The sequence below is a fragment of the Paenibacillus sp. FSL W8-0426 genome, assembly GCF_037969725.1.
Classification (GTDB): Bacteria; Bacillota; Bacilli; order Paenibacillales; family Paenibacillaceae; genus Paenibacillus; species Paenibacillus hubeiensis.
Window position 1 is genome coordinate 5,754,235 of sequence record NZ_CP150203.1, and the last position, 21,303, is coordinate 5,775,537.

Consider the following 21,303-nt stretch of genomic DNA (forward strand, 5'->3'; position numbering starts at 1 on the left):
TCCATCCGTTTTTGAGCAAATTTCCAATTCGGCCTATATAGCCCAACGTTTCATCACAAATATTGAAAAAAGGTCCTGCCAGCTCTAGAGCGGACAGGACCTTCTTTTATTTTTATCCGAGACGCCCATTCGCGTTCCAATCAACGATTCTCCCTTGCTTACCCACGTTGTGCCTGTCCGCGCTGGAACCGCATCAACGGACGCAATACTTTTTGCAAAATTCGCGGATAGCTGCCCAGTTCGTCCTTGCGTAGCACATTCATCACGACCAGCAGCAGCAGGTAAACCGCAACGACCAGAACGCCTACCACCATACACGTCAGCAGGAAGGAAATTCTCGCCGGCAGGAAAGCACCGAATACCTGATTGCCCGCCCAGTTCGCGCCGAATCCTACCGCCGCTGCGACCAAGACGGTAACGGCAAGGCCTGTCCAACGGTTGCCCATGATGGAGAAGGAAACGATTTTGCGCAGCACCCTGAGATTGAGGTACGTAATGACCAGGAAACAGAGCGCCGTGGCCATAATGATGCCGTAAATCCCCATCAGCGGGGCCAAAATCAAACTCGCCACAAACTTGACGATAATGCCTGCCGCCACGCTGATCATCGTAATGCGCGGCTTTCCTACGCCCAGCAGAATGGCATTCGTCGTCATCATCGTGATCTGGAAAATGGTCCCGATCGTCAATACCGCAATGATCGACGTGCCGCCCAGATCGCTGAACAGCAAACCGTTGATCGAATGCGCTGCTGCGCTCAGCGCAATGACGATCGGCAGGCCTGTCAGAATCGAAATGCGCAGGGCCAGCGTGATCTGGCTTTGCAGATGAGCTTCATCCTTGCGGGCAAATGCTGCCGAAATGACCGGCACCAGCGACGTGCTGAGCGCAATGGCCAAAATCGGAGGAATTCCGGCAATGCTCTGGGCTTTCATACCAAGCACCGCCAGAACGGCCGTCGCTTCTTCCAGACCGATCCTTCCGCTCAGCAGCGGAACGACAAGAGAAGTGTCAATGAAGTTGATGGCTGGAACCGCCAAGGAAGAGAGCACGATCGGAATCGACAATTTGAATATGTCCCCATAGATTCCGCCCAGCGGCAGCTTCTCTGATCGCTCCTCGATGAGTGCTGCGGCGCTGTCCATGCGCCGCTGCTTCATGGTGAAGTACAGCATCACCGCAAACGCCCCGATGCTGCCGAATACGCCCCCGAACGATGCCCCGGCGGCCACCGTCTGGTCATCGTAATTCCATTGCAGCAGCACAAATGCCACCAGTATCGCGGTACCCACGCGGGCGAACTGCTCCACAATTTGGGATATGCCTCCGGCCGTCATATTGCCACGGCCCTGGAAGTAACCGCGCATCATCGCGATGGCCGGGAAGAGCAGCAATGCAGGGGCCAGCGCGCGGATGGCGCTGACCGATCCCGGCACCTTGGAGATGTGCGTCGCGTAGAATGGCGCCGCAAACCACAGCAGGGTCGACATGATGACCCCGGCTGCGGCCGCAAAGATCAGCGCCGCCCGGTAAATCTGCCGGGCCTCTCCGCCGCGGCCCAAGGCGTAGCGTTCAGATACCATTTTGCTCAGTGTACTCGGTATGCCCGCCGTCGCCACCGTTAACAGCATTAAATAAACCGTATTGGAAATCGTGAACGATGCATTCCCGATATCGCCGAGAATGTGATCCAGCGGCACGCGCTGAGCCAATCCAAGCACCCTTGCAACGAGCGCCGCGGCCGCCAGGATGAGCGTTCCTTTGATAAAGCTTTCTTTCTTAGACAACCTGTTTCCCTTCTTTCCCCACATGGGCCGCACCCGCCTGGATCACCAAGCCCGAACGTCTATGCGAATCTCGCCACCCAAATAATGAACAGAACAATCATAACGATCTGCAAAATGATTTTCATCACCGTACTGGTGAACAGGCCAACGACCGAGCCGAAGCCGACCTTGGTCGCCTTGGAAGGCGAAGATCCGCCGATCAGCTCACCCAGAAACGCTCCGATAAACGGACCGAGCACCAGACCAAATGCCGGAATCACAAACGGGCCGATAATGACGCCGATTGTGCTGAGCGTGGTGGATAGCTTGGAGCCCCCGAACTTTTTGACCCCCCAGGCACTGACCACGTAATCCGCGACGAACAGCACCACGACGATCAGAATCTGGAAGATCCAGAACCATACCCCGAACGGATCAAAGCTGAAGAACCAGCCATAGACCAGAAACGCGAACAAAATGGCGATAGCTCCCGGAAGAACGGGGTAGACCGTTCCTGCCATTCCCACCGCGAACAGAAGCACGATCAAAATCCAGCCAACGGTTGCGAGCAAGGTTTATTCCCCCTTCAAAATATGATCGCGAATGACCTCAACGATGCCATCCTCATTGTTGCTCGCGACGATCAGATCCGCCGCTTCCTTCACCTGATCCTGGGCGTTGCCCATCGCTACGCCAAGCCCTGCCGCTTCGATCACGGCCAGATCGTTCAAGCTGTCGCCCACCGCTACGGCCTGGGACATGTCGAGTCCAAGCAGTTTGCATACTTCGGCCACGCCGCTTGCCTTTGTAATGCCGGCCGGGTTGACTTCAATATTGACGGGCGAGGAGTTGGTCATCTGCAAACCGCCCAGCTGCTGCAGTTCCATCATAATTTGATGGCGAATCTCGTCGACCTCGGTGTTAAACCCGAATTTCAGCCACTGGGTTCCTTCGATATCCTGGGTCCAGCGGTCGCGGTTGAAAAGCTCTTCCACGGAGTATGCCCAATACCAAGTATTGTACTTCTCTCCGATCTCCCACATCTTGCGAATCAGCACAGGGTCCATCAGATGGCGAATATGCAGGTCATGCGGCGCTTTCCATACTTCGCTGCCGTTTACCGTGATCATCGGGGTTTCCAATCCGAGCTGCACGGCATAAGGCATAGCGTGAAACACGGCTCTTCCCGTGGACAGGCAGACGTGTACGCCGCGGCGGATGGCAATCTGGATCCATTTGGCTGTTTCTTTTGAAATTTCATGGTTGTCGTTCAGCAGCGTTCCGTCCATGTCAAGCGCAAGCAATTTGTATTTCGGTTCTCCCATGTTGTACTCCTCCTTGGTTCTCTCTCTGATGTTTTTATGATGCGAAATCGGATCTCACAAAAAGACCGTCCGGCTGCCGCAAATGCGCGGGCGCTTCGGACGTCATGGCTAACGACATTTTACCACAGATGATCAACCTGCAACAAAGGAAGCTGCATCCTTTATTGTTCATGAAAAAAGACCGCCTGCAATGCAGGCGGCCTTATGCGCTTATTGTGCTGCGGACTTGCGGCGAGCGTAGCGAAAAACGATGCCGTGCCTCGGCGACAGCAGGAAAGCCAGCACAAACAATATGCCTGCGGCAGCCACCATGCATCCGGCAATGGAAGCATCCCATACGAACGCCATCACATATCCTCCGATGGAGGCAGCGGCCCCGATGACGACGCTGTACGCGATCATTCGACCCAGTCGGTCTGTCAGCAGATAAGCCGTGGCTGCAGGCACGATGAGCATACCGACGACGAGAATGGAACCGACGCTGTCAAAGGAGGCCACCGACGCCATGGACACAAGTCCCATGAGTACGTAATGGAACAGGGCTACCGGAATGCCGCAGGCGGCGGCAAGGGCCGGATCGAACGCGCACAGCTTGAACTGTTTGTAGAACAGGCCCAGCACGGCCAGAATGACCAGCAGCGTAATGCCGAGCATCCACACCGCCCGTGGTCCGACATTCATGCCCCAGAGCGTCAGTGTATCCCACTGAACATAAGCAATCTCCCCGAATAGTACATGATCGAGATCAAAATCGATGTTTTGCGCATTTTGACTGATTAGAATCACACCTACCGCGAACAGGGCCGTGAACACAATCCCTATGGATGCATCCGAGGAGAGTCCTCCGGATTGCAGCGTCTGGATGAGAAACACCGTAATCAAGCCAAATGCCGTCGCCCCCAGCAGCATCCAGAGCGAATCCCGGGATCCGCTCCACAGGTAGGCAACCGCGATGCCGGGCAATACCGCATGGCTGATGGCATCGCCCACCATCGTCATCTTCCGCAGAATCAGAAAACATCCGAGAATGGCACAAGCGGAGGAGACGAGCATGGCCGTTAAAATAATCCAAAACGTGGACATTACAATCCACCTCGTTCCTGCTGCGCGCGCTGCACGGGCAGCCCGGATAAGGCCATGCGTTCCTCCCGCAAATAGGCCGATCTCGCCTGCGCGCTCCGCAGTCGTCTGGCCAGCAGCCCGCGCCGCGGAGCCAGTAATGCAGATCCGGCAAAAATGACCGTTGCCGCGAGCACCGTCACAGGCCCTGTCGGCAGATTCGGCACCATCGTGCTGAACAACGTTCCCGCCGCGCCGCTAAGAGCGCCGAACAGACCCGCCAGCAGCACCATCAGTGCCAGTGAATCGGTCCAGCAGCGTGCAGCCGCAGCCGGCGTGACCAGCAAAGCCGCAACCAGCACCACGCCGACGGCCTGAATCCCTGCTACGACAGCAATAACGGTAAGCAGCAGAATCAGGTGCTCCAGCATGCCTACGGGCAAACCCATCCCCCGTGCAAATCCCGGATCAAAGCTCACCAGCTTGAATTCCTTGAACCAAGCCACACTGGCAAGGAGCAGGATCAGGCATACGCCGCCCATGACGTATACATCGGTCTGCACCATGGATGCCGCCTGCCCGAACAAATATTTGTCGAGTCCGCTCTGGCTGCCGCTTGCTCCATGCTGGATTCGCGTCAACATGACGATGCCGATGCCGAAAAAGACCGACAGCACGATGCCCATCGCCGTTTCCTGCTTAATGCGTGAATAGCGCGTAATGCACGTGATGCCAAAGGTAGCCATAATGCCCGCAACGAGGGCACCGACGAGAAACAGGCCAACCGACTTCGTTTCCGCAAGCATGAACGCTATGCATATGCCGGGCAGTGCCGCATGGGCCAGCGTATCGCCCATCAAACTTTGACGACGCAAAAACGTAAACGAACCGATAATGCCGCTGCTGAATCCAAGCAGCATACACCCAAGCAGGATCCATCTCGTGTTGGGATCGGTCAGAATCGTCATGATCCAGTTTCCCATCATTTACACCTGACCCTTCTCCGAGCGGCTGCCAATCATGGCAATCCGGCCGCCGTAGGTTTCCTGCAGCATATCCGGCACAAATACCTCGCTGGTAGGGCCTCCTGCCACCAACCGGCCATTCAGCAGCAGCACATGATCGAAATATTCCTCCACCGTGGCCAGGTCATGATGAACGACAAGCACCGTTTTCCCTTGCCGCTTCAGCTGCTCCAGCAATGAAATAATCGCTTTCTCGGTCGTGGCGTCCACGCCGGCAAACGGCTCATCCATGAAGTACAGGTCAGCGTCCTGCACCAGGGCGCGAGCCAGAAATACTCTCTGCTGCTGCCCCCCGGACAACTGGCTGATCTGACGGTGCATGAAATCGCCCATGCCTACCTGTTCCAGACAATGTGCGGCGAGATCGCGCTCTTTTTTACCGGGACGGCGGAACCAGCCCAGATGGCCGTATCTTCCCATCATAACCACATCCAGCGCATGGGTCGGAAAATCCCAATCCACGGATTCGCGCTGGGGCACGTATCCGATGCGACGGCGCTGTTCCCGGTATGACTGGCCGAATATTCGCACCTCTCCGTTCATTTTCGGGATCAGCCCGAGCACGGCTTTGATCAAGGTCGACTTGCCCGCCCCGTTCGGACCGAGAATGCCGATGAGTTGACCTTCCGGAATATCGAAGGATACGCCGCTGAGCACAGGCTTTTTATGGTAAGCCACCGCCAAATCGCGAACGCTCAGGGGTGACGCCGCTTCCAAACTGCCTAGGCCTTGGCCCAGATGATCTTCTTTGCCTGCATAGGTTAATGACGTTGAATCTCTCATGCTGCCCACTCCTCTCATTGCTTTTCCTTCACTTGGTTAATGGCTATTTCAACGCCTCTGAAATCGTATCGGCATTATGGCGAATCATTCCGATGTATGTTCCTTCCTCCGTGCCCTCGGCGCCCATGGCGTCGGAGAACAGTTCTCCGCCGATGTTTACCGTATGTCCCTTTTCCGCCGCTCCCGCAATGATGGCTTCCATCGCTTTTGCCGGAACACTTGACTCCACGAAGACGGCTTTGATGTTATTTTCTACCAGGTAGTCCCTCAATTCGCTGACGTCCTTGGCCCCATACTCGGCCGCCGTGCTGATGCCCTGCAATCCCATCACCTTCATGCCATAGGCTTGGCCGAAGTATCCGAAAGCATCATGTGCCGTAACAAGCACGCGGCTTTGCTCAGGTATTTCCGCGATTTTCTCCCTTACCTCGTTATCAAGCTTCTCCAACTCCGCCAAATACGCCGCCGTCTGTTCCTTGTACTGTTCTGCATGATCCGGATCTGCTTCGGTCAGCGTATCCCGCACGGCTTCCACCACCACCATCCAGTGTTTGACGTTGAACCAGACATGCGGATCATACTCCGTATCCATCTCTTCGCCCGAACGCAGCTCCTTTGGAGGAATGCTCTCCGCGACGGCGGCTACTTTTTTGCCGGCAGACATTTTTTTAAGAATTTCGGACATTTTGCCTTCCAGATGAAGCCCGTTGTATAGAATCACGTCAGCTTCTTCCAGCTTGCGGATATCTCCCTGCGAGGCTTTGTATAAATGGGGGTCGACTCCCGGTCCCATCAGTCCGGTGACTTCCACATACGATCCGCCGACTTCACGGGCGATATCCGCGATCATGCCGGTCGTTGCCGTTACTTTCATTTTCCCCTCGCCGCCTGCCTCCGTGCCGTTCGAACATGCCGTCAATACGACAACCAGCAGCAATACTGCCGTCATAACCCCTCTGTGAATACTCCTCATCTTGACCATTAACAATGTGAACTCTCCTTTCCCTCTCCTAAAATAATTGTGACAAGTTAATTTTGTTGTACAAGGTGTTAAAATTTAAACATAACTAAAAAAGTTTCCCTTGAGCAAATTTTAAGCGATGCCAAGCAAAAAGGCAAGGGATATTTTCCCTTGCCTTTCCTATACAAACTTATGTTTGCCCGAGCATTCCCGGCGCTTTCCTTTGTATTATCGATATATCTGTGTCCGTGTCTGAAACCGTTCATGCAAAAGGAATCCGAAGCGATGGGTGATCCGGCAAAATGGCTGAAATCAACGCTTTCACCGCCGGATGATCGCTAAGAAACACGGATTCCGGTTCGTCGCTGTAATGCACGATCCTGCCTTGCTCCATAACGGCAATCCGGTCACAGATCGACATGGCCGCCTGGATATCGTGCGTTATGAACAAATACGATAATCCATGCTTCGCCTTTAACTCGGCCAGCAAATCCAAAATGTGCACCTGATGCACCCGATCCAAGCTGCTAACGCATTCATCAAGCACTATCAGTTTGGGCTTAAGGGCAATCGCCCGCGCAATATTGACGCGCTGCAGCTGCCCGCCGCTGAATTGTTCCGGCCGCTTGGCTCCATCTTCCGCGCGAAGACCCACTTGTTCGAGCAATTCCCCGATGCGGTGCTCCATCTCCGCCGGAGATAGACGCTCATAATTCCGAAGCGGCTCGCCGATGATCTGCGCCGCCGTCATCATCGGGTTTACAGCCGAGTAACAATCCTGGAACACAACCTGCAGATCGCGCCTTACGCTTTTGGGCATGCCCCCGTTTGCCTCATAAAGATGGCATCCTTCAAACCGTACCTGTCCTTTGCTGGGCCTTTGCAGTCCAAGGATGATTTTTCCAAGCGTACTCTTTCCTGCCCCGCTCCCCCCCAGCAATCCCAGACAACAACCCTTCTCAAGCTCGATCGAGATGTCTTCAAGAACGGGAGGGCGCGTATCTGTACGATTCCACCAGCTTCTTTTCCCATAACTATGGCTCACGCCGAGCACCTGAAGCACATTAAGCATCCTTTCTTGCACGGAGACGAGCTTGAAGTAGCATCCGAGTATACTCGTGCTGCGGCCGATCGAACAGTTCGTGCACGCCGGCCTGCTCCACGACTTCTCCCTTTTTCATGACGGCGACCTCATCCGCGAGTTGGCAGATCACGCCCAAATCGTGAGAAATCAACAAAATGGACGTCCCCTTCTCCCTGCGAAGCCGTTCCAATTCCCGAAGCACTTGAAGCTGATTGACGACATCGAGCGCCGTGGTCGGCTCGTCCGCAATGAGCAAGGAAGGCTGCAAACACATGGAAATGGCGATCATGACCCGCTGCAGCATGCCTCCGCTCAATTGATGAGGATAACATTTCATGATTCTGCCCGGGTCAGGAAGGTTCATGTCTGCAAGGGCAGCCACTGCCTGTTCTTTGGCTTGAGATTTCGATATCTTCGAGTGGGTGCGCAGCGTTTCAATAAATTGGGACCCGATCGTATATACGGGCGTAAAAGCATTCATCGGATTTTGCATGATAAACCCGATGTCCTTGCCTCGAATACGCCGCATATCTTCGGCTCGCAATGCAGACAACTCACGACCGTTTAACCGCACGCTTCCCTCTACCCGCATGTTTTGCGGGTTCAACAACCGGAGGATGGCGTGGCACGTCATCGATTTTCCGCTGCCGCTCTCTCCGACGAGTCCCAACACTTGCCCTTTCCCAAGCGTCAAATCCAGCGGCTTTAACAGCGGAACGGTTTCTTTTCCAATATGCAGTTCGACTTGCAGCCCCCGGACCTCAAGCACGTTGGGATGATGCACTGTATCGTTCCCCCTGTCCAAATCTGTGTAGAACAACTAACGTTTCGCAATGCCGTAACGTTCCGACAGAGCCTCCCCCAGCACGTTAAACGTGATTACAACCACCAGGATCAGCACACCCGGGTAAATCATCAGCTCCGGATGGCTGCGGATGTAACTGGTTCCTTCATGAATCATGGCTCCCCATTCCGCATTCGGCGGCTGAATGCCCAAGCCCAGAAACGAAAGCGCGGAGATGTCCATGATCGCCCAGCCCATTTCCAGGGTGCCCATAACGACGATGGGACGCTGCACGTTGGGAATGATATGTCTGCGAATAATGCTCCATGAGGACGAGCCGCTGATGCGTGCCGCCGCAATAAAATTTCGCTCTTTCAGCGTAACGACCATGTTCCTGCAGATTCGTGCATAATATACCCACTGCACCATCATGAGCGCCAGCAGCACCTGCATCAAACCTGGCCCGAAAATGCCCACAATGCCAAGCACAAGCACCAGATTCGGGAAGGCCATGATGCCTTCGCAGAAGCGCATGAGCACACTGTCCAGCCAACCGCCGACATAACCGGAGATGGAACCGATGATCACGCCCAGAAACAACGACGACAAAAAGATGAGGATGGCAAATCCAAGCGATACTCTGGCTCCATAGATCAGACGGGACAGATTGTCGCGCCCCAAATGGTCGGTTCCCAGCCAATGCTCTGCCGACGGCCCTTTCAGTTTGTCCAGCAGATCCACCTTTACAGGATCATGCGGGGCAATCCAAGGAGCCAGCAGCGTAACGATAAAGAAAATCATAAGCACCAGAGAACATATCATGATTGTTCTTCGGCCTTTTAACGCCGCACGCCATTTATTCATCAATGCTCTGCCCGTCCTTTCGCCGAAATCCGCGGGTCCATATACATCTGTATCAGATCAACCAGCAGATTGCATACGATGAACAAACAAGCCGCCAAAAATACATAACATTGGATCACAGGAATATCGCGGTTAAAAATGGCCTCCACGAAGTAGCGCCCGAACCCGGGCCATGAAAAGACCTGCTCCACAATGATCGTGCCTGTAAGCAATTTCCCCAGGTTCATGCCCATCCCTGTAATCAATGGCGCTATCGCGATTTTAAGCACATGCTTCATCATGATGGCACTTTCCCGAATTCCCCTTGTTCGCGCATATCGCACATAGGTTTCCTGCAATTGTTCCAATACGCTGGAACGAAGCAGCCGCGTATACACGGCGATCAGGACCAGCGACAGCGTTATCGTCGGGAGCACCAGGTTCTCCCAGGTCCCCCGACCTTCCACAGGAAGCAAATCAAGCTTGACCGAGAAAAAGAAGATTAACAGATATCCCAGCCAAAACTGGGGAATGGATGCCCCGAAATAGGAGATGGCTCTGCTCAACATGTCAACCCAGCTGTTTTTGTATACTGCAGCGAAAACCCCGAGCGGAATGCTGACCAGCGCGGAAAACAACATGCTCCAACATGCAAGCTCCGCAGTCGCCGGAAGCCTCGTTTTAACCTCATTCCATACGGGTTGATTCGTGAGGTAGGAGGTACCGAAGTCCAGCCGGGCCATTCGCTTTAACGTATTCAGATATTGGTTGAACAGCGGTTGGTCCAAGCCAAATTCATGCCGCTTCTGTTCCAGCAGCTCGGGCGTCGGATAGATGTGTGCCGCGGTCAAATAGGCCTCTGCCGGATCAACCGGCGAAATATGGATCAATGCAAAGGTTACGAGCGTTGCCATGAATACGATCGGAATGATCGCAAGCATTCGTTTACCGACATAGCCGATCACTCTTTTTTCCTCCTTGGATCAAACTGCCTCATGCCTTAGTTCGGCTGAATTATGGAGTGACGGTTTCCATCCCGGCAAACGGGTTTTCGTCACGATTCGCCGGAAATACGAAACGGGTAATTTTTTTCTGGTAAACGGCGGTCTTCTTGATATACGAAATTGGTACGATCGCGGACTGCTCCTGCAATGTTTGCAGAATGGAGCCGTACAGCTCCTGGCGCTTCGTCTCGTCGGTCGAAGACAATACCTCCCGGATCATGCCGTCCAATTCTTTTTTCATCGGGATTGCGCTTAACGTTTCCGAAATGCCGAAGCCGGGATTCGCGACAACGTTAACGAACGAATGCGGGTCATATGGAGCGCCGTAGTTGTACCAGAAATACAGATCGAAATCGTTCGCTTTCAGGCGCTTGATTTGTACCGTCAGCTCCAGGCCTGTGAGGTTGACCTTTACGCCAAGCTGGCTCCATTCGGCCTGAATCGTTTCGGCCATCGCCTTCTGGATCGGGTCCGTCTTGTCAAAGATCATCTCGAATTCGAGCGGCTGACCGTCTTTTTCCCGCACTGTGCCGCCTGACGGCAATGTCCAGCCCGCTTCGTCCAGCAATGCCATCGATTTCTGCACATTGTATTGAATCGGCTCCAGATCGACGTTGGTATACGGATAGTTTTTGGACAACACCGAGTCGGCCGGTTCTTCCAGCCCTGACGTAATGCCTTCTACCATCGCCTGTTTGTTAAAACCCTGTTGTAACGCCATGCGTACCCGAACGTCGGCCAGCTTTGGATTGGAGGAATTCAGGAGCAAACTCCGCGTTCCCACCGGATCGGATAATTGAGTCGTGTACGCTTCGTTCTCGCGAAGCTGTTTGAACGCATCGAGACTGATGACGCCTTCACCGTAAATCAGGTCCAAATCTCCCTTTTCAAAGGCAGCCACGCGCGTTTCTGCATCGGGGATGATTTTCACGGTAACTTCATCGATGGCCGGCGCGGTTCCCCAATAATTCGGGTTGCGTTTGAACACGGCATACTCGTCCTGTTTATATTCAGCCAGCATCCATGGACCTGTTCCGACAGGCTCCTTTATGCCCTCCGACGTGTCTCCGTTATCGGGAAAGCCTGCCTCGCCAAGGAAGCGAAACGGACGGACGACAGACAAATCCTGAAGTACCGGATAATACGGCTCGGTGAGCGTCAGGCGAAACGTGTGGTCATCCACCGCTTCCGTCTTGGCGATGACATTAACCACGCCCAGCCAGCTGTGGGTGTCTTTATGTTTCATCACCGCATCAAAATTCTTTTTGACGATCCCGGCGTTAAAATCCGTTCCGTCCGAGAACTTTACGCCTTGGCGAAGCTTGAACGTGTATGTTTTCCCGTCATCCGAGATGGTCCATGATTCGGCCAAAGCCGGCTCCAGCTTTCCGTTCTCTTGGTAACTCACCAGCGGCTCGTACAGCATGGATTGGGCAAACAATTGCGAAGGGTTATACGTGTGAGGATTCATCGTGCCGATATCGCGAGGCCAGGACATCGTGATCGATTTGGCCTGGGATGATCCGTTTGAGGATGTGTTCGAAGAATCCGCGCCGTTCTCTCTATTGCTGCAGCCAACGACAACAAAGAGAAGCAAGAGCGTGGTCGCCAGCAGCAGGGCCGCGGTTTTACGATGATGTGTGAACATGGATGCAGTACCCCTTTTCAGTATTATGCAAAATATGATAATGATTATCATAATCATGGATTAAGAATAGGGACGAGCGCCGATTTTGTCAATATAAATTAAATGAAATGCACCTCCGGAACATATAGACAAAAAAAATATGCCCGTACAGAGCCGCTTGCACTCAGCAAGCTCTCTTACAGGCATATCCATTAACTCATGCTATTGGTCGCTGTTATTCTCCTTTTTTTTGTTCTTCGGCGTACCGTCGAGGCCATAGACCTCGTCATAAGCTTCAAAAATTTTACGGGCAATCGGAGATGCGCTAACCGATCCGAACCCGCCTTCAGGAACGACTACAGCTACGGCCAGTTTCGGGTTTTGTCTTGGTGCAAAAGCAATAAATACGCCGTTTTCTTTCTTGTTTGGCCCGCTGCCCTGCTGTGATGTGCCTGTCTTACGCGCAAAATCGTAAGGAAATCCGTCAAACGTGCTGAGCTTGGTCGCCATGCCGCGATGAATCTCGTCCCAATACGCATCGGGGAACTCGACTTCGTTGAGCACCTTCGGTTTGATCTTGCGAACCACGTTGCCGTCGGCATCGCGAATTTCCTTCACCAGATGCGGCTCCATCCGTTTGCCCTTGGTCGCAATGGTAGTCACGTATTGGGCTAATTGCAGCGTCGTATATTTCGCCTGTTGGCCGAAGGAAGCAAACGCCAATTTGGTCAAGCCGGATTCAGAGGACTCATTGTATTCCAGTCGGCCCAAAAACTCACCAGGCAGATCCACTCCCGTAGATACGCCCAGCCCGAATTGCTTCATATATTCGTCCCATTTGTCGACGCCTTTGTCACCTCCATACTTCGCATACAAGCGTTTACCCACCATATCGATCATGAAGGCGTTGGAAGATTTCTGAATGGCCTGTCTGGCGTTGATGTGGCCGTTGTAAGCGGCGCCTGCGTTCTGGATGCGTCTTCCATCCTTGCCCAAGGTGGTGTACCCTAGATCGGGATACGTCTCTCCCGCTGTAAAAAGCCCTTCCTTCAGACCAATCAGCACGCTGAGCGGCTTGATGACCGACCCCAACAACACAACAGATTCGGCTCGCTTGCGCGAATCGTCGGGCGGGAAGGAAGCAATCGTCCCGTTCCGGTACACGTATTTGATTTTGTCGTAATCCCATTCGGCATTTGGATCGTAATCCGGCATGCTGGCCATCGCCACCACGTTGCCAGTATCGATTTCCATGGCCACCGCATAACCGGTTACGGCATTAGGCAGCTTGCGCAGTTCATCCGTAATAGCCTGCTGCGCCGCCATTTGAATGTCTTTGTGGATGGTGGAAATAAGGCTGTATCCCTTTTCGGGAGGCGTCTGCACGATGTTCCCCTCCGGCAAGTTGCGCGAGTTGATGTCGATGGACTGGTATCCGCTGCGCCCGCGCAGTTCTTCCTGATATTGATATTCCAGCCCGTCCGCACCGACCATTTCTTCCTGAGCGTAACGAAGGCCCGGATCACGCTGGTCGACTCCGCTGCTGGCGATCTCCTGATACTTTTTCAAGGTTCCCAGCCCCTTGTACTCCCGCGTATACCCGATAACTTGAACGGCCACTCCGTCCGGGTCGTATCGGCGCACATTTTCCTCAAGCACCATCACGCCGGGATGCTGGGCCTTGTTTTCCATGAAATATGCGATTTCTTTGGTGTTCAGATCGGATTTGACCAAACGCGGCGTGTATCCGTGCGTCTTCTGGTAATCCAGATCAAGGCGTTTGATGATTTCTTCCGCGTCCGGCTGTTCTTTGTCCCCGGGATTAAACTGCTTGAATATGCCGGCGAGATCTTCTGCGAGCTTCTGTGCCTCTTCCTGTCTAGCCCCATTGCTGTAATCTTCGTAAAGCAACACGTATAGCGACTGCACGGGCTCGGAATAAGCAAGCGCGATCTTGCCCGTAGCGTCATAAATCGGGCCGCGCACAGGCGCCAGCGGAATGTCTTTCGTATTCCGACTGGTTTCCATGTACGTCAGTTCCGGCCCTTCGACAAATTGAATATAAGCCAGTCTGAATATAAGAACGCTGAAGATGACAAAGGCCACGAAAAAAAACGTATTCATCCTTAAGCTTGAAGGCGTGTTGATCTGCCCATCCTCTTGAGTTTTCTTTTTCTTTCCCCAAAGCTTGAACATGCTGTGTACCTCACCCATTCCCTGTCCAAAATAGTCTATACTTCATAAAACTCCCCCAGTGAAAGCACAACTCTGGATATTAACAGTCTACCAAAGCCACACTCCTATGTCGCCCAAATTTTGGTTACACTTTCGTCATCTGGAGGTTGGCATGGTAAAGACCCCTCCTGATCATACGGAGAGGTCTCGCATCATTAATAATGGAATGAAGCTACGTACACCTTATACTCATGGCTTATTGTTCTGAAAATCAAGAAGCCCGCAACGTGCTGCCACAAAACTCGCATTGGGATGAAGAATGGACAAGAACCTGCTTCTGGGCACCACAACCTGGACAATGAACACTCACCTTGTCGGGCGGTGTCCCCTCGTGCTCTGATTCTCCTTCTTGTTGCCGTTCAGGCTCCGATCCCGGCCAGTCGGTCAAATCATCCCATTTAGTCCCACTCTCTTTTGGCTTCCCTTGTCCAAACAACGGTTGTCCTTTAAACAACTTCACAACGACGTATAGCACCGTCAAACTCGGAATAAGATGAAAACAAATAGCGACGACGATATCGAATCCGCCTGCCTTTGCCGTTTGAAAAGCAAGCGAGAGCGAGGGCAAAAAGCACAACATAAACAAAATGACTCCAAAAAATTTTTTCATGGGCTGCCCCTCTATGAAAATCGGACGGTCGTGCCGCAGTAATCGCACACGGCAGAAACATTGCCCTCAAACTTCACGTTGGCCCCACAGCCTGGACATTGTGCCGCCGTAGGTTTCGGTGGGTTCGCTTGCTCCTGCCGGCGATTATTATCCGTTGAAAATGTCGAGGTATCGAACGTTCCTCCTGCGCCCCCGGAACTATTCGGGTTGAAAGAAGAAAACTGGGTATTCCAATTGATGTCGATTTGCTGCCCCTGATTACCGTTCGTAATTCTGACGCTCTGTTGTCCTTGATTTTGCATGTTTCCTGCTGATGGCTGATAACGTCCTCCTTGTGGACCGCCGTTATAGCCATTGGATGGATTTCTGAACGGATTGTTCTGAGCATTATATGCCGGGTTTGGGACTGGTTTGCCTTTAAGCTGCTTGATTCCAAGCCACCAAAACGCGATGGCAGGCAGTAAAAAAACAACAAAAGCAATAATCACATGAGCCGCTTCAGATGCACTGACCAATAAAGCAAAACATCCAAATGAAAAAATTGCCCCTAATAAAATTAAAATGATACCAAAGAACTGTCTCATGCTCGGTTCCTCCAAAACGTGTTATGAAACACATTGAATATTACGATTTGGCCATTAACACCTGTTGATTGCGTGCGCTTAAACGATTCTGAAGATCTGCAATACGCTGATTTATCCAATTTGCTTCAAGAGGTTGGCCTTTGTCATGCTCGTCATGCATTTGTTGACTTAATAATTGAATGTCGGCAAGCAGCTGATGATCCGTATACATGATCGCCTTAGGTGTAACAGGATCACTGTATCTCACATTTTCAATCAATGCTGCCACCTGCCTGCGCACTTCCTCCATTCCCTCCACTTCCAATAAGCCAAGTTTCCGCTCCAGTTCCTGCAGTGCCATCTCAATTTGTTGCAAATGGACGACCTGGGATTGCGTATCAAGTTCGCGGTCTTCGACTGACCGCAGCCAGATCATGATCAGCCCCACCAAAATAATGGCTGAAACCATGGTCAAAACATGCACGAGAAGATACCCGCGCAATGCTACATGGGCCACGTTCGTAAATAATGAGTACATGATGACCGCTGCAAAATAGACAACCAAAACGGTACCAATGGCTGTGTAACCCGGCACAAAACGTTTGACTTGATCGAGATTGCGAATGATATATACGGCATAACCCCATATTGCAGTCAAAGCGATGCAGCTCACAAACAAAGAGATCCAGAACGAAATATTAAAAATGCTGAACAAGGAAAAAAAGATGGCTGAAACGGCAGCTAGTGCTGCGACATACAGAACGGTGGAGATGTTAATCGCGAATCGGTTCGATGTCATGCTCCCCCGCCCCCTTGCTGTAAATTATAGCCGCAGTTCAGACAGAACTTTTGTCCCGGCTTGACCTCATGCTGACACTGACCGCAGTTCAGTACCAAACTGGAACCGCAATTGCCGCAAAATTTGGTATTGCCTGTATTGAGATGACTGCAGTTCGGGCAAGGACGAGGCATCGGTTCGCTGCACTTAACGCACTGCGAGCTTCCAAGCGGATTGTCGGCTCCGCATTTTGGACAGGCGTTGTAAGGATCTCCGCAGTTAGGACAGAATTTAGTCCCGCTCTGAAGCGGGTGTCCACAAGAATTGCATCCGTTCACAGCGCCTTGACTGCCCATCGCTTTCCCGCACTTCGCACAGTATGAGGAACCTTTGCTATTCATGTGTCCACAGTTCCCGCACGATTGCAATTCCACGCTTTCACTGGTGCTCATCACCTGCGACAATTGAGACATGGCGCTGGCAAACGGGCCTCCCATACCAAGCCCCATTCCCATGCCAAGTCCGGCTCCCATTAGGCCCGATTGCATGCTTCCTTCGTTTTTAGCCGCCCCCTCCAACGTATCGAAGGAGCGTTCCTGTTGGTAATTGAATCCGATAATATCCATTTCTGCCTTTCGGGCCAGCGCCTCCCTGAGCCGCTTTACGGATGGGTCATCATCCGGATGGTTAATGCTATGAATATAAAAATTAATAAGCTGAATGCCGTATTCCTCAAATGCCGATTTGATGATTTCCGTGAAATGCCCCGACATTTCGTTGATGAATGCATTAATTTCCAACACGCTAATTTTTTTATGTACGAGATATGAAGTGAGCATTGAATTCATGTTCATAATGATGAGTCCGCGAAAATAATTAATCAAGTTCGTTTCATTAAAGACAGGCAGCGTTCCGACAAGTTTGACGAGAAATTTGCGCGAATCCGTTATTCGCAATCCCATCTGGCCGAAGGCACGCACCGGAATAATGATATTATACTTCGGATCCTGTACCTGGATGGAGTTCGGAGTTCCCCATTTTACGTCAAGGGCGCTTACTTTATTGATATACCAAACTTCTGCGGCAAATGGCGACTTCCCCCCGAACGGCAGGTTGATGATGTTGTTGAGAATAGGAATGTTGGCCGTGCTCAGGGTATGTCTTCCAGGTCCGAATAAATCCAGCGCCCTCCCATCCTTGAACAGGATCGCTTCCTGTGATTGGTTTACGATCAATTGCGTCCACGTTCCCATTTCGGTTTCGGGATGCTTCCACGCAAACACGTCTGGGGTACCATCATATTTAATCACGTCAATAATTGCCATGGTCCGATTCCTCACTTTATGCGTACTAGATGATTCTTTCATATAACATGGTTCGACATGTCTTGTTGATAAGGCTGATCAAACGCCGTCGAACTTTCATCATTTTACCATTTCCATCCTTCAAGTGCATTATCGAATAGTACCTTTTTCCTGAATTTCTCCAATTACTTCGCTAAAAAAGACGACCTCCCTCCAGATCCATCCGAAGGGAAATCGCCTTGGTACTTATTCATTCAATTGACTCATTGTTGCGTGTCAGCATTTTCCGTTTTGTCTTTTTTGGGAACGCCATCCAAACCATACTCTTCGTCATACGCGTCGAAAATCGCGCGCGCAATCGGCGCGGCACTCGTCGAACCGAATCCCCCTTCCGGGATGACTACGGCTACGGCCAGCTTCGGGTTGTTGCGCGGAGCGTAGGCGATAAATACCCCGTTATCGACATTTTTTCCGCCGACCAACTGGGTAGACGTTCCTGTTTTCCGGGCAAAGTCGTACGGGAATCCACTAAATGAAGAAACTTCGGTGGCCATCCCGCGCTGCACTTCGTCCCAGTATGAGGAGTCGAAATCAACCTTGTCCAACACCTTTGGTTTGATCTTTTCTACAACGTTCCCCTCGGAATCGCGAATTTCGCTGACCAGATGCGGCTCCATCCGTTTTCCGCGGTTTGCCAGCATCGTTACGTATTGGGCAAGCTGCATCGTCGTATATTTCCCCTGTTGTCCAAAGGAACCATACACCAGTCTCGTCAACGAGCTCTCTGTCTTGTTCGTATACTCGCGGCGGCCTAGATATTCATTCGGAAGATCAACGCCGGTAGATACGCCCAGACCAAACTGTTTCATATATTCATCCCAAACATCGATTCCTTTTGCTCCGTAACGGTCATACAGTTTTTTCCCGATTTCATCAATCATGAACGGATTTGAGGAATGGCGAATGGCGTCGCGTGGGCGGAGCGGTCCGTATACGTGTCCGCCTGCATTCTGCACCCTGCGATTGTCTCCACCAAACGTGGTGTATCCTTTATCGGGATAAACGGTATTGGCCGTAAAAAATCCTTCTTTAAACCCGATCAGCACACTGAGCGGTTTGATGGTTGAACCGAGCAATACAACCGATTCGGCTCGCTTGCCGCTGTCATCCGGCGGAAACCCTCGAATCGTGCCGTTCTGATAAATATACTTGATATCATCATACTGTTGATTGGTGATGCTTCCCGTTCTCCAAATGTTGGTATCGTAGTCCGGCATGCTCGCCATGGCAACCACTTTGCCCGTGTCGACTTCCATCGCAACGGCAAAGCCGGTTTTGGCATTTTGGTGATACTTGCCGGACACCAGATTGGTATGCAGCCATCTCAACTGATCCGTGATGGCCTGCTCTGTCTTGACCTGAATGTTTTTGTTGATGGTGGTAATCAGGTCATATCCTTTCTCGGGAGGGGTCGAACCAGCTACGCCTTCCGGAAGGTTGCGCAGGTCTACGTCCACCGAGTTATACCCGCTTTTGCCGCGCAGAATGTCCTGATACTGGAGCTCAAGTCCGTCAAAACCAACGAACTCGTTCTCGGTATAAACAAGACCAGGGTCGGTTTGCGTTTTATTTTTCGCATCAATCTCTTTGTACTTGTCCAGCGTTTTGGAACTTTTGAACTTCTTGAGATACCCGATCGTCTGTACGGCGACCGTGTCCGGATCGTAGTAACGAACGCTTTCCTCCACGATCTGGATACCTTTGAACTCATCCTTGTGCTGGAGGAAATACGCTACTTCCTCGTCCGAAAGATCGCTCTTGATCAAACGCGGCATGAACCCGTTTGCTTTGCGCGAATTCAGGTCCATCTCTTCGATGATTTCGTCGACGGACAATGAGGGCGATTCCTTTTTCTTATACTGCTCGAATACGTCATGCAGCCGCGTCGCCATGTCCTGAATTTCGGCGATATATGGACTCGGCTCGCCGTTCACGTCTCCATAATTTTTGTACAAGGTCAGGTAAAGTGATTGAATCGGCTTGGAGTATGCCAATTTCACTTCGCCCGTCGCATCGTAAATCGTGCCCCTGACCGGAGCTAGCGGAACATCCTTCGTAATGTTGCTCGCTTCCTCCTGGCTTAATTCGGGGCCTTCCACGAACTGCAAATAGGCCAATCGTACGATGATTACGCTAAAAATAATAAAGGAAGCAAAGAAAAACACGTTCATCCGGTAACTGAAACGCCGTTTGTCCGTAAGCTCTTCCTTCTCTTTGGAACGATTGTTCATCCGTTTTACCTCTTTCATGACTTGATGCTTTCCGCTCTGGCTTTGAGGTGATTATGAGTATAGGCAATGTCTTACAACATCCGTCCTACGCCCATTTGATTTCATATCCTTTTTATGCTGTCTCATCCTTCAGATGGGTATCTGAGAAATTCGGCGGATTGAACCAGTCCCCACTGACTGCCCATGTCGAATCAAGCGGAATCCAGCTCTTCGAATCGCTCAAATAGATTTCATTCCAAGCATGAGGCCCATAACCGCCCTGTCCGTTATATCCCAAGCCGGTTACCACCTTGACGTCCAGTCCTTGGGACCGTGCCATGACCGCATATAACCTCGCATAATCGATACACACGCCTTTCCGCGTGTCGAATGTGTCCTGCGGCGTCTGCTCATGCCAAATGCCTCGCTGTTCGTAATCTTCAACCTTGCCATAGTCATATTGAATGCGTGATCCAACCCAGTCATAAAGCGCCCTTGCTTTCGCTTCTTCGGTGGATTTGCCCTTCACGATCTCGGCTGCGGCCGCTTCGATATCCGTTGGGATGTTATGATCAATGACCTCATATTTGCGCTGCAGAATGCCGCTAAGCTCCTTCTGTACCGCTTGGGTAAACACCGGAAGCTGATCCTTGATCAGGTTGCCCGACAAAGGTTCAATGACCGACTTGGCGCCTTGCATGTAGATCGGCGACGCCTCAACGTACCTGCTGAACAGGCTTCCCGGATACAAACTCACGATCATGAACAGCACAGCAATGACGATCATGCCGCGTGCCGAACCGATGACCGTGCCGATCAGCGCGCCGGTAAATCGGCTGACGATCCCTTTCGGCCTGTTCCCGGGCTCGGCGTGATGATGCCTTACGTTAAAGAACATCATCGAGAACCATCCCAACAACATTCGAATAATCCCGTAACTCAATACGAACAGGACGGCAAACCTCATTAACGGAAAATCCGCCACTGCCGTGACAAGGGTATAATACACCTGCTCCATGCGGCTTAATTCACGGCCCGGCATCGCCTGTGCATGATCGGACAGCCATTGCTGCACATAGGGTGCAAGCCATACCGTCAAACCTATGGATAACAAAATGCCTACCACGGTCATAATCCCGTCCAGCAGAAAGGAAAACAGCCTCCCTGCCGAACGAGAAGCTCCCCTGGACCACCCTTGCAGCAAAGACGCCGCAACAATCAACAACAACAGAATCGTGATGCCGTTGAATTCCTTCAGGCTGTCCAGCCAACTTTGAAACAC

Annotated in this window: 19 protein-coding genes; all 19 read right to left on the reverse strand. The window is 52.0% G+C overall.

Annotation, left to right across the window (positions count from 1 at the left end; all coding sequences use genetic code 11):
- Nucleotides 1–158 precede the first annotated feature (158 nt).
- Complete coding sequence (locus tag MKY59_RS25960) at nt 159–1,787, reverse strand: polysaccharide biosynthesis protein (RefSeq protein WP_339274523.1); 1,629 nt, start codon at nt 1,785–1,787, stop codon at nt 159–161.
- Between the two features lie 59 nt (nt 1,788–1,846).
- On the reverse strand, nt 1,847–2,287 hold the full coding sequence (locus MKY59_RS25965) for a DUF456 domain-containing protein (RefSeq protein ID WP_236414870.1): 441 nt from the start codon (nt 2,285–2,287) through the stop codon (nt 1,847–1,849).
- Between the two features lie 54 nt (nt 2,288–2,341).
- Nucleotides 2,342–3,091 carry a Cof-type HAD-IIB family hydrolase gene (locus tag MKY59_RS25970; RefSeq protein WP_339274525.1) on the reverse strand — a complete coding sequence of 250 codons (750 nt, stop codon included), beginning with the start codon at nt 3,089–3,091 and terminating at the stop codon, nt 2,342–2,344.
- 210 nt (nt 3,092–3,301) lie between these two features.
- A complete protein-coding gene (locus MKY59_RS25975; protein ID WP_339274527.1) occupies nt 3,302–4,174 on the reverse strand; it encodes a metal ABC transporter permease in 873 nt (290 codons plus the stop codon).
- Complete coding sequence (locus MKY59_RS25980; protein ID WP_339278480.1) at nt 4,174–5,133, reverse strand: metal ABC transporter permease; 960 nt, start codon at nt 5,131–5,133, stop codon at nt 4,174–4,176. Before MKY59_RS25980 ends, MKY59_RS25975 begins: the two co-directional genes overlap by 1 nt.
- Before the next feature lie 3 nt (nt 5,134–5,136).
- Nucleotides 5,137–5,958: a metal ABC transporter ATP-binding protein gene (locus MKY59_RS25985; protein WP_339274529.1), complete on the reverse strand. Its 822-nt coding sequence runs from the start codon at nt 5,956–5,958 to the stop codon at nt 5,137–5,139.
- Nucleotides 5,959–6,001: 43 nt separating this feature from the next.
- Complete coding sequence (locus tag MKY59_RS25990; protein WP_339278481.1) at nt 6,002–6,940, reverse strand: zinc ABC transporter substrate-binding protein; 939 nt, start codon at nt 6,938–6,940, stop codon at nt 6,002–6,004.
- 241 nt (nt 6,941–7,181) lie between these two features.
- Nucleotides 7,182–7,982 carry a nickel import ATP-binding protein NikE gene (nikE, locus tag MKY59_RS25995; protein WP_339274531.1) on the reverse strand — a complete coding sequence of 267 codons (801 nt, stop codon included), beginning with the start codon at nt 7,980–7,982 and terminating at the stop codon, nt 7,182–7,184.
- Between the two features lies 1 nt (nt 7,983).
- A complete protein-coding gene (nikD, locus tag MKY59_RS26000) occupies nt 7,984–8,787 on the reverse strand; it encodes a nickel import ATP-binding protein NikD (RefSeq protein WP_339274533.1) in 804 nt (267 codons plus the stop codon).
- 36 nt (nt 8,788–8,823) lie between these two features.
- The gene (gene nikC, locus MKY59_RS26005; protein WP_236414685.1) at nt 8,824–9,651 is read right to left on the reverse strand and encodes a nickel ABC transporter permease subunit NikC; all 828 of its coding nucleotides are present in this window, start codon (nt 9,649–9,651) and stop codon (nt 8,824–8,826) included.
- Nucleotides 9,651–10,595 (reverse strand): nickel ABC transporter permease subunit NikB, encoded by a 945-nt coding sequence (gene nikB / locus MKY59_RS26010; RefSeq protein WP_236414687.1) that lies wholly within the window; start codon nt 10,593–10,595, stop codon nt 9,651–9,653. Before nikB ends, nikC begins: the two co-directional genes overlap by 1 nt.
- Nucleotides 10,596–10,644: 49 nt before the next feature.
- Nucleotides 10,645–12,282 (reverse strand): nickel ABC transporter substrate-binding protein, encoded by a 1,638-nt coding sequence (gene nikA / locus MKY59_RS26015; RefSeq protein ID WP_339274534.1) that lies wholly within the window; start codon nt 12,280–12,282, stop codon nt 10,645–10,647.
- Nucleotides 12,283–12,483: 201 nt separating this feature from the next.
- Nucleotides 12,484–14,385, reverse strand: coding sequence for a penicillin-binding protein 2 (locus tag MKY59_RS26020; RefSeq protein ID WP_236414878.1), 1,902 nt, complete (start codon nt 14,383–14,385; stop codon nt 12,484–12,486).
- Nucleotides 14,386–14,707: 322 nt separating this feature from the next.
- Nucleotides 14,708–15,106, reverse strand: coding sequence for a hypothetical protein (locus tag MKY59_RS26025; protein WP_236414690.1), 399 nt, complete (start codon nt 15,104–15,106; stop codon nt 14,708–14,710).
- A gap of 11 nt (nt 15,107–15,117) precedes the next feature.
- Nucleotides 15,118–15,690, reverse strand: a complete 573-nt coding sequence (locus MKY59_RS26030; RefSeq protein WP_236414692.1) for a hypothetical protein — start codon at nt 15,688–15,690, stop codon at nt 15,118–15,120.
- A gap of 40 nt (nt 15,691–15,730) precedes the next feature.
- Complete coding sequence (locus tag MKY59_RS26035) at nt 15,731–16,468, reverse strand: hypothetical protein (RefSeq protein WP_236414694.1); 738 nt, start codon at nt 16,466–16,468, stop codon at nt 15,731–15,733.
- Nucleotides 16,465–17,772: an SPFH domain-containing protein gene (locus MKY59_RS26040; RefSeq protein ID WP_339274536.1), complete on the reverse strand. Its 1,308-nt coding sequence runs from the start codon at nt 17,770–17,772 to the stop codon at nt 16,465–16,467. Before MKY59_RS26040 ends, MKY59_RS26035 begins: the two co-directional genes overlap by 4 nt.
- 242 nt (nt 17,773–18,014) lie before the next feature.
- Nucleotides 18,015–20,042 carry a penicillin-binding transpeptidase domain-containing protein gene (locus tag MKY59_RS26045; RefSeq protein WP_339274537.1) on the reverse strand — a complete coding sequence of 676 codons (2,028 nt, stop codon included), beginning with the start codon at nt 20,040–20,042 and terminating at the stop codon, nt 18,015–18,017.
- A gap of 112 nt (nt 20,043–20,154) precedes the next feature.
- The gene (locus MKY59_RS26050) at nt 20,155–21,303 is read right to left on the reverse strand and encodes a transglutaminase domain-containing protein (protein ID WP_236414699.1); all 1,149 of its coding nucleotides are present in this window, start codon (nt 21,301–21,303) and stop codon (nt 20,155–20,157) included.

Coding starts and splice junctions, on each gene's coding strand:
- MKY59_RS25980 (WP_339278480.1), bottom strand. CDS start 5,133: ATGGGAAACTGGATCATGACGATTCTGACCGATCCCAACACGAGATGG.
- MKY59_RS26035 (WP_236414694.1), bottom strand. CDS start 16,468: ATGACATCGAACCGATTCGCGATTAACATCTCCACCGTTCTGTATGTC.
- MKY59_RS26020 (WP_236414878.1), bottom strand. CDS start 14,385: ATGAATACGTTTTTTTTCGTGGCCTTTGTCATCTTCAGCGTTCTTATA.
- MKY59_RS26045 (WP_339274537.1), bottom strand. CDS start 20,042: ATGAACAATCGTTCCAAAGAGAAGGAAGAGCTTACGGACAAACGGCGT.
- MKY59_RS26025 (WP_236414690.1), bottom strand. CDS start 15,106: ATGAAAAAATTTTTTGGAGTCATTTTGTTTATGTTGTGCTTTTTGCCC.
- nikC (WP_236414685.1), bottom strand. CDS start 9,651: ATGAATAAATGGCGTGCGGCGTTAAAAGGCCGAAGAACAATCATGATA.
- MKY59_RS25975 (WP_339274527.1), bottom strand. CDS start 4,174: ATGTCCACGTTTTGGATTATTTTAACGGCCATGCTCGTCTCCTCCGCT.
- MKY59_RS25985 (WP_339274529.1), bottom strand. CDS start 5,958: ATGAGAGATTCAACGTCATTAACCTATGCAGGCAAAGAAGATCATCTG.
- MKY59_RS26040 (WP_339274536.1), bottom strand. CDS start 17,772: ATGGCAATTATTGACGTGATTAAATATGATGGTACCCCAGACGTGTTT.
- MKY59_RS26030 (WP_236414692.1), bottom strand. CDS start 15,690: ATGAGACAGTTCTTTGGTATCATTTTAATTTTATTAGGGGCAATTTTT.
- nikA (WP_339274534.1), bottom strand. CDS start 12,282: ATGTTCACACATCATCGTAAAACCGCGGCCCTGCTGCTGGCGACCACG.
- MKY59_RS25970 (WP_339274525.1), bottom strand. CDS start 3,091: ATGGGAGAACCGAAATACAAATTGCTTGCGCTTGACATGGACGGAACG.
- MKY59_RS25965 (WP_236414870.1), bottom strand. CDS start 2,287: ATGGCAGGAACGGTCTACCCCGTTCTTCCGGGAGCTATCGCCATTTTG.
- MKY59_RS25990 (WP_339278481.1), bottom strand. CDS start 6,940: ATGGTCAAGATGAGGAGTATTCACAGAGGGGTTATGACGGCAGTATTG.